The sequence below is a fragment of the Aeromonas sp. QDB25 genome (assembly GCF_027707725.1).
Classification (GTDB): domain Bacteria; phylum Pseudomonadota; class Gammaproteobacteria; order Enterobacterales; family Aeromonadaceae; genus Aeromonas; species Aeromonas caviae.
This window is the reverse complement of sequence record NZ_JAPCIZ010000014.1, coordinates 75,239-81,380: the sequence shown is the minus strand read 5'-3', so window position 1 is coordinate 81,380 and position 6,142 is coordinate 75,239. Positions and strand designations below refer to the sequence as shown.

Below are 6,142 nucleotides of genomic sequence, written 5' to 3'. Positions count from 1 at the left end.
AATATGATGCACGGCGACAGCAGGGTGATGGTGGTGGTGTGTTTGGAGACAGCCAGTTTACCAGCACCCTGTCTGTCAACTTCCACTTTCCCAGGATCCCGCGAAGAACCAAGAAAAAGCCCGTCGTGATGACGGGCTTTTTTGGGTAGGTACCCCGGAGATGCCGTTGCCGGTTTGGGCCCTTGAACCGTCGGTTCAAGGCGGAGATCTAATCTGGCCGCAGGCTTCTCGGTCGGGCCGAGCATGCTCAATAGCCAGAAGGCAGACCCCCTGTTTGGTATGAATATCGGCTCGGGGACTTGAACCGGCTGACAAACACTCCAGGGAATTTCAAAACTCGGTGCGATTAGGGCTGTTGCGCCTCTTCGCTGGATTCACCGTATTGTCCGTGCTCGATCAAGGCGGCTTCGATGGTGCGTTGCAGCATCTTGATCCGCTTGTCCATGGTCTCAGAGTATTGGTGGTTTTTCTCTTTTTCAAGGCAGAGCTCATGACAGAAATTGAGCGCTGCCATGACGGCCAGCTGTTCGTTGCTGGAGACCTTGGAACGTTGACGAAGCTCGATGAGCTTGTCGGTCAGCTGGTCGGCGGCCTGGCGCAGGGCATCTTGTTGTCCCAAGGGACAGGACACCTTGTAGGGACGTCCCAGAATGACGATTTCTACGGCCTCTATGCTCATGCCTTCCTCAATACGGCGGGGCTGATTTCCGCCTTTATCCACGTGGACAACTGGGCGGGACTATATAGCGCAGATGCAGAAGTTTCAAGGCCTTGCTGGCTCTGGCTGGGGGAGAATGCTAGGATCTCGGCCATAAATTCTGCATATTTGCCTGAACTTTGAGCGGATCCTAGATGAGCAAAACAACCCCCCTGAAATACGCCGCCGTGGCGGACCTGATGGCACAGCACGACCTCATGGCGACGGCCGTCGAGGCCCATGGCGTGATCTGCGGCCTGGTGTGCGGTGGCGTGGCCCTGGACGACAAAAGCTGGCAGCCCCATTTCAATGATCTGATCAACGACGGTTTCGGTCTGCCGGCACCGGTGCGCCAGGTGATGACCGACCTCTATCACGAGGTGATCGAGAGCCTGATGGCACAAAAGGGCGTCGAGCTGCTGCTGCCAAGCGACGAGGCGCCGCTCGATGAGCGCATCGACTCGCTGGTGGACTGGTCCCAGGCCTTCCTGGCCGGCTTTGGCGTGGTCCAACAGGAGCTCTCCAAGGCATCCGAAGAGCTGCAGGAGATGATTCAGGACATCGCCAGCATCACCCAGGTCTCTGCCGAGTTCGATCAGGAAGATGAAGAGAACGAAGCCTCCTTCCTGGTGCTTTACGAACACGTGCGCCTCGGGGTCATGATGGCGTTCGAGGAGTTTGGCAAGCGCCCGGCTGCACCGAGCATGCCGCCGACCCTGCACTGATCTGCCCGCCCACCGGGTCAATGAAAGAGCGCATCACGGCGCTCTTTCTGTTTTACAAGGGGCGAGAGCAGGGGAGGCACTCTGCTAACCCATGGTGCCAAAGCGGTTTTTTGCCCGTGGCTTCGCATCCCGTCCGCCACCTTTGTGGTAGGATTGGCCCACGTTTTTTCGCCTATGCCCTCTTCTCATGTCTCAATCTGATCTGGTTCACGTCGACGTGGCTATCGTCGGCGGTGGTATGAGCGGTGCCGTGCTGGCCTTCTCCCTTGCCGCCCTGAAAGGACAGGATGGCGCCCCCCTGCAGATCCTGCTGCTGGAGGCCAGTGCGCCCGAGCTCAATGCTCATCCCGGTTTCGATGCCCGTGCCATCGCGCTTTCCGCCGGTACCTGCGAGGCGCTGGCCCGTCACGGCCTCTGGCCGCACCTGGTACCCCACTGCTCCCCCATCACCCATATCCATGTGTCGGATCGGGGCCACTGTGGCCAGACCCGGCTGTCGGCGGCGGAGTATGGTCTACCCGCCCTCGGTCAGGTGATCGAGCTGTCGGCGGCGGGCATCGTGCTGCAAGAGGCGATCGCCGCCTGCCCGCAGATCCGTATGTTGTGCCCGGCCAGGCTTGAGGCCATCGACCCCGACGAGGCGGGAGTGACGCTCGCCCTGGAGGGCGGCGCGCGCTACCGCACCCGGCTGCTGGTGGCGGCCGACGGGGGCCACTCCTTCGTGCGCCAGCATTTCAAGATGCCGGTCAGTCGCCACGATTATGGCCAGAGCGCCATCATCGCCACCGTCAAGACCGCCGAGGATCCCGCCGGACGGGCCTTCGAGCGCTTCACCGATGGAGGGCCGCTGGCCCTGCTGCCCATGCAGGACGGCCTCTCTTCTCTGGTGTGGAGCGTGCCGCGGGACGAGGCACAGGGGCTGCTTGCACTGGATGACGCCGCCTTTCTCGCCCGTCTGCAGCAGGCTTTTGGCTGGCGCCTCGGGCGCATCGAGCGTACCGGCGTGCGCCACCTCTATCCGCTGGTGCTGACGGTGGCCGACTACCCGCTGGCCCAGCGCACCGTGCTGGTGGGTAACGCCGCCCACCTGCTGCACCCCATCGCCGGTCAGGGGTTCAACCTCGGCATGCGGGATCTGGACGTGCTGACCCGGACCCTGGCCCGTGCGCTCGCGGCGGGGGAAGACATCGGCGGCTTTGAGGTGCTAAGCGGCTACTGGCAGCAGCGGCGGGACGATCAGGCCCAGACCGTCTGGCTCACGTCCTCCCTGGCCCAGCTCTTCTCAAACCATCACGCTCCCCTGGTGGTGGGCCGCAATCTGGCGCTCTCCCTGATGGGCAGAGTGCCCTGGCTCAAGGCACCGCTCGCCTCCCGCACCCTGGGATTCGTGGGCGAGGTGTGCGGCCAATAAGCGCTGTCGCCCCGGCGGCAAAGACGATTTCGAGCAAGAGGCACGCCTGTGGGCGTCGCCTCGCAGATCCTGGCGACCCGCCCGGAAAGGACACAAGAGAATGCAGATGCAAGATGTGGATGTGGTGATCGTGGGGGGGGGCATGGTGGGCCTGGGGCTCGCTGCCGCCCTCAAGAACCGGGCGATCAAGGTGGCCATCGTGGAAGGCCGGCTGCCCGATGCAACGCTCGGTGAGACGCCGGACAACAGGGTCAGTGCCCTGAGCCTCGCGAGTCAGCACATCCTGCAAGGGGTCGGCGCCTGGGACGGCATAGTGGCGCGCCGCCTGCAGCCCTACGAGAAGATGCAGGTGTGGGAGCAGGACAGTTTCGGCCACATCGATTTCGATGCTGCCAGCCTGCGTCAGGGGGCCCTTGGCCACATCGTCGAGAACCGGGTGATCCAGCTTGCGCTGCTGGACGCCATCGCGGGGGCCAGCAATATCCAGATGCTGACCCCGGCCCGGGCCACCAGCCTGCAGTGCGGGCCAGCGGGCGCCCTGCTGCTGCTGGAAGATGGCCAGGCCCTCTCGGCCAAGCTGGTGGTGGCCGCCGACGGCGCCCACTCCTGGGTGCGCCGTCAGGCCGATATCCCGCTCACCAGCTGGGATTACGGTCATCACGCCCTGGTGGCGACGGTGCGTTGTGCCGAGCCCCATGAGGCGGTGGCGCGCCAGATCTTCACCCCCCAGGGGCCGCTCGCCTTCCTGCCCCTGTGGCAGCCCGACCTCTGCTCTATCGTGTGGTCTGTGCCCGCGGCCCGCGCCGAGGCGCTCTGCGCCCTGGATGACGACGGCTTCAACCGCCAGCTCACCGCCGCCTTTGATGGGCGCCTCGGGCTGTGCAAGGTGGAGGGGGCTCGCAGCGCCATTCCGCTCACCGCCCGCTACGCCCGCGACTTTGCCCGCGAGCGCCTGGTGCTGGTGGGGGATGCGGCCCACACCATCCACCCGCTGGCGGGGCAGGGGGTGAATCTGGGCTTGCTGGATGCCGCCGCCCTGGCGGAGCAGATCCTCATTCATCACGGCAAGGGCGCGGACATCGGCCTGCTCGCCAACCTGCGGGGCTACGAGCGCTGGCGCAAGAGCGAGGCGGCGCGCATGCTGGCGGCCATGGAGGGGCTCAAGCGACTGTTTGCGGGCAGCAACCCCCTCAAGAAGCTGGTGCGCGGGGTGGGGCTTCGCGCCGTCGACGGTCTTGGCCCCCTCAAGCAGGGCATGATCCGGGCCGCCATGGGGCTGGATGGGGAGCTGCCCACCCTGGCCAAGGGTGAAAAAATCTAATCTTACCCCGGGGTTTTAACAAAAAAACTAATCTGACAGGGCGAGATGACCCTTTGGGGGGTCAGCCTTTAATGTTGGCGAGAAGCGAAACGTTTTTCTGTAAATTGTGACGGGACGGTAAAAATCAACATTAAATCCCGCAATGGCGCGGTTTTGGCTGTTTTTATCACTGTTTTTGCCTTAGTGTCTGGTGTCAGTGAGTCGGGTGAGGATTAGTTTTTTTTGAGCGGTGCCCCGGCACGCTTGTCATATAATCCGCTCCGTTCAAGGAATCACTCCTGCCCGCCCGGGCGGGAACGAGCACAGAGCTTGTGGTCCGTAGTTCCCGACGAGCCGGGGCGGATTGCGAGTGTTGTCGCGAACGCTTAAGGAAACACAGCGATGATCCAGACTACTGTATTGCATCCGAAACACCTGGAAGCGGGTGCCAAGATGGTGGACTTCCACGGTTGGGAGATGCCCATCAACTACGGTTCCCAGTTGGAAGAGCACCATGTGGTGCGCACCGATGCAGGCATGTTCGATGTCTCCCACATGACCATCGTCGATTTGACCGGCGAGCGGGTCAAAGCCTTCCTGCAACACCTGCTGGCCAACGACGTGGCCAAACTCACCGTCCCCGGCAAGGCCCTCTACAGCGGCATGCTCAATCCGGAAGGCGGCGTCATCGATGACCTCATCACCTACTTCCTGACCGATACCTTCTACCGCCTGGTGGTGAACTCCGCTACCCGCGAGAAGGATCTGGCCTGGATCCGCCATCACGCCATCGACTTTGCCGTGAGCGTGACCGAGCGCCCCGAGCTTGCCATGATCGCGGTGCAGGGCCCCCACGCCAAGGCCAAGGCGGCCAAGGTGTTCACCCCCGAGCAGAATGCGGCGGTCGAAGGGATGAAGCCCTTCTTCGGTGTGCAGGCCGGGGATCTCTTCATCGCCACCACCGGCTACACCGGCGAAGATGGCTACGAGATTGTGGTTCCCCAAGAGAAGGCGTGCGATCTGTGGCAGGCCCTGCTGGACAACGGCGTGGCCCCTTGCGGCCTGGGTGCCCGTGATACCCTGCGCCTGGAAGCGGGCATGAACCTCTACGGTCAGGACATGGACGAGTCAATCTCTCCGCTTGCCGCCAACATGGCCTGGACCCTGGCCTGGGAGCCTGCCTCCCGCCAATTCATCGGCCGCGCCGCCCTGGAAGCCCAGAAGGCCGCCGGCAACCAGCCCAAGCTGGTGGGTCTGGTGATGGAAGAAAAGGGCGTGCTGCGTGCCGGCATGCCGGTCACTTTCACCAGCGAGAGCGGCGAAACACGGGAAGGGGTGATCACCTCCGGCTCCTTCTCGCCCACCCTGGGTTACAGCATTGCCCTGGCGCGGGTGCCCCGCGATATCGGCGAACAGGCCCAGGTGGAGATCCGCAAGAAGCAGGTCACCGTGAAAGTCACCAAGCCGGCCTTCGTGCGCAACGGCCAGCCGCTGGTGTAATCATTGATTGCGGCGAGGGTTGACCTTCGCCGCCCCATTTTTGTTGAAGCGATCCAAGAGCATAAAGGAAGCACAAATGAGCCATATCCCGAGCGAACTGAAATATGCCACCTCCCACGAGTGGGTCCGTGTTGAAGCCAACGGCGAAGCCGTGGTCGGCATCACCGAGCACGCCCAGGATCTGCTGGGGGACATGGTGTTCGTCGATCTGCCGGAAGTGGGCAAGCAGGTGAGCGCCGGTGAAGATTGCGCCGTGGCGGAGTCCGTCAAGGCCGCCTCCGACATCTACAGCCCGGTGAGCGGCGAGATCCTGGCCGTCAACGAAGAGCTGGAAGGCAGCCCCGAGCTGGTCAACTCCGACCCCTACGGCGCCGGCTGGCTGTTCCGCATCAAGCTGGACGACGCGGGCGAGCTCGCCAACCTGCTGGATGCCGAAGGCTACCAGAACGTGGTGGACGAAGAGTAATGCCCCCGGGCCCTGCCAACACAGCAGGGCCCACTTGTATGAC

General features: G+C 63.2%; 6 protein-coding genes and 1 other RNA gene. 5 read left to right on the top strand and 2 right to left on the bottom strand.

The genetic code is table 11. The features are described 5' to 3' along the window. Positions 1-147 precede the first annotated feature (147 nt). Positions 148-330: non-coding RNA, 6S RNA (gene ssrS, locus PG883_RS07385), on the bottom strand. A 16-nt stretch (positions 331-346) separates the two neighbouring features. Further along, a complete protein-coding gene (zapA, locus tag PG883_RS07380) occupies positions 347-679 on the bottom strand; it encodes a cell division protein ZapA (protein WP_010675086.1) in 333 nt (110 codons plus the stop codon). Positions 680-852: 173 nt separating this feature from the next. On the opposite strand from zapA, the gene PG883_RS07375 reads away from it, so the two are divergent. From PG883_RS07375 to gcvH, 5 genes are all read left to right on the top strand, one after another. Further along, positions 853-1,422: a UPF0149 family protein gene (locus PG883_RS07375; RefSeq protein ID WP_010675085.1), complete on the top strand. Its 570-nt coding sequence runs from the start codon at positions 853-855 to the stop codon at positions 1,420-1,422. A gap of 187 nt (positions 1,423-1,609) precedes the next feature. Continuing rightward, a complete protein-coding gene (ubiH, locus tag PG883_RS07370) occupies positions 1,610-2,833 on the top strand; it encodes a 2-octaprenyl-6-methoxyphenyl hydroxylase (protein ID WP_029314704.1) in 1,224 nt (407 codons plus the stop codon). 100 nt (positions 2,834-2,933) lie between these two features. Next, entirely contained in the window at positions 2,934-4,154 is a 1,221-nt protein-coding gene (locus PG883_RS07365; protein WP_010675083.1) for an FAD-dependent 2-octaprenylphenol hydroxylase, read from the top strand. 381 nt (positions 4,155-4,535) lie between these two features. After that, on the top strand, positions 4,536-5,633 hold the full coding sequence (gcvT, locus tag PG883_RS07360) for a glycine cleavage system aminomethyltransferase GcvT (protein ID WP_010675082.1): 1,098 nt from the start codon (positions 4,536-4,538) through the stop codon (positions 5,631-5,633). A gap of 76 nt (positions 5,634-5,709) precedes the next feature. Then, positions 5,710-6,099 (top strand): glycine cleavage system protein GcvH, encoded by a 390-nt coding sequence (gene gcvH / locus PG883_RS07355; RefSeq protein WP_010675081.1) that lies wholly within the window; start codon positions 5,710-5,712, stop codon positions 6,097-6,099. The last annotated feature ends 43 nt before the right edge of the window (positions 6,100-6,142 follow it).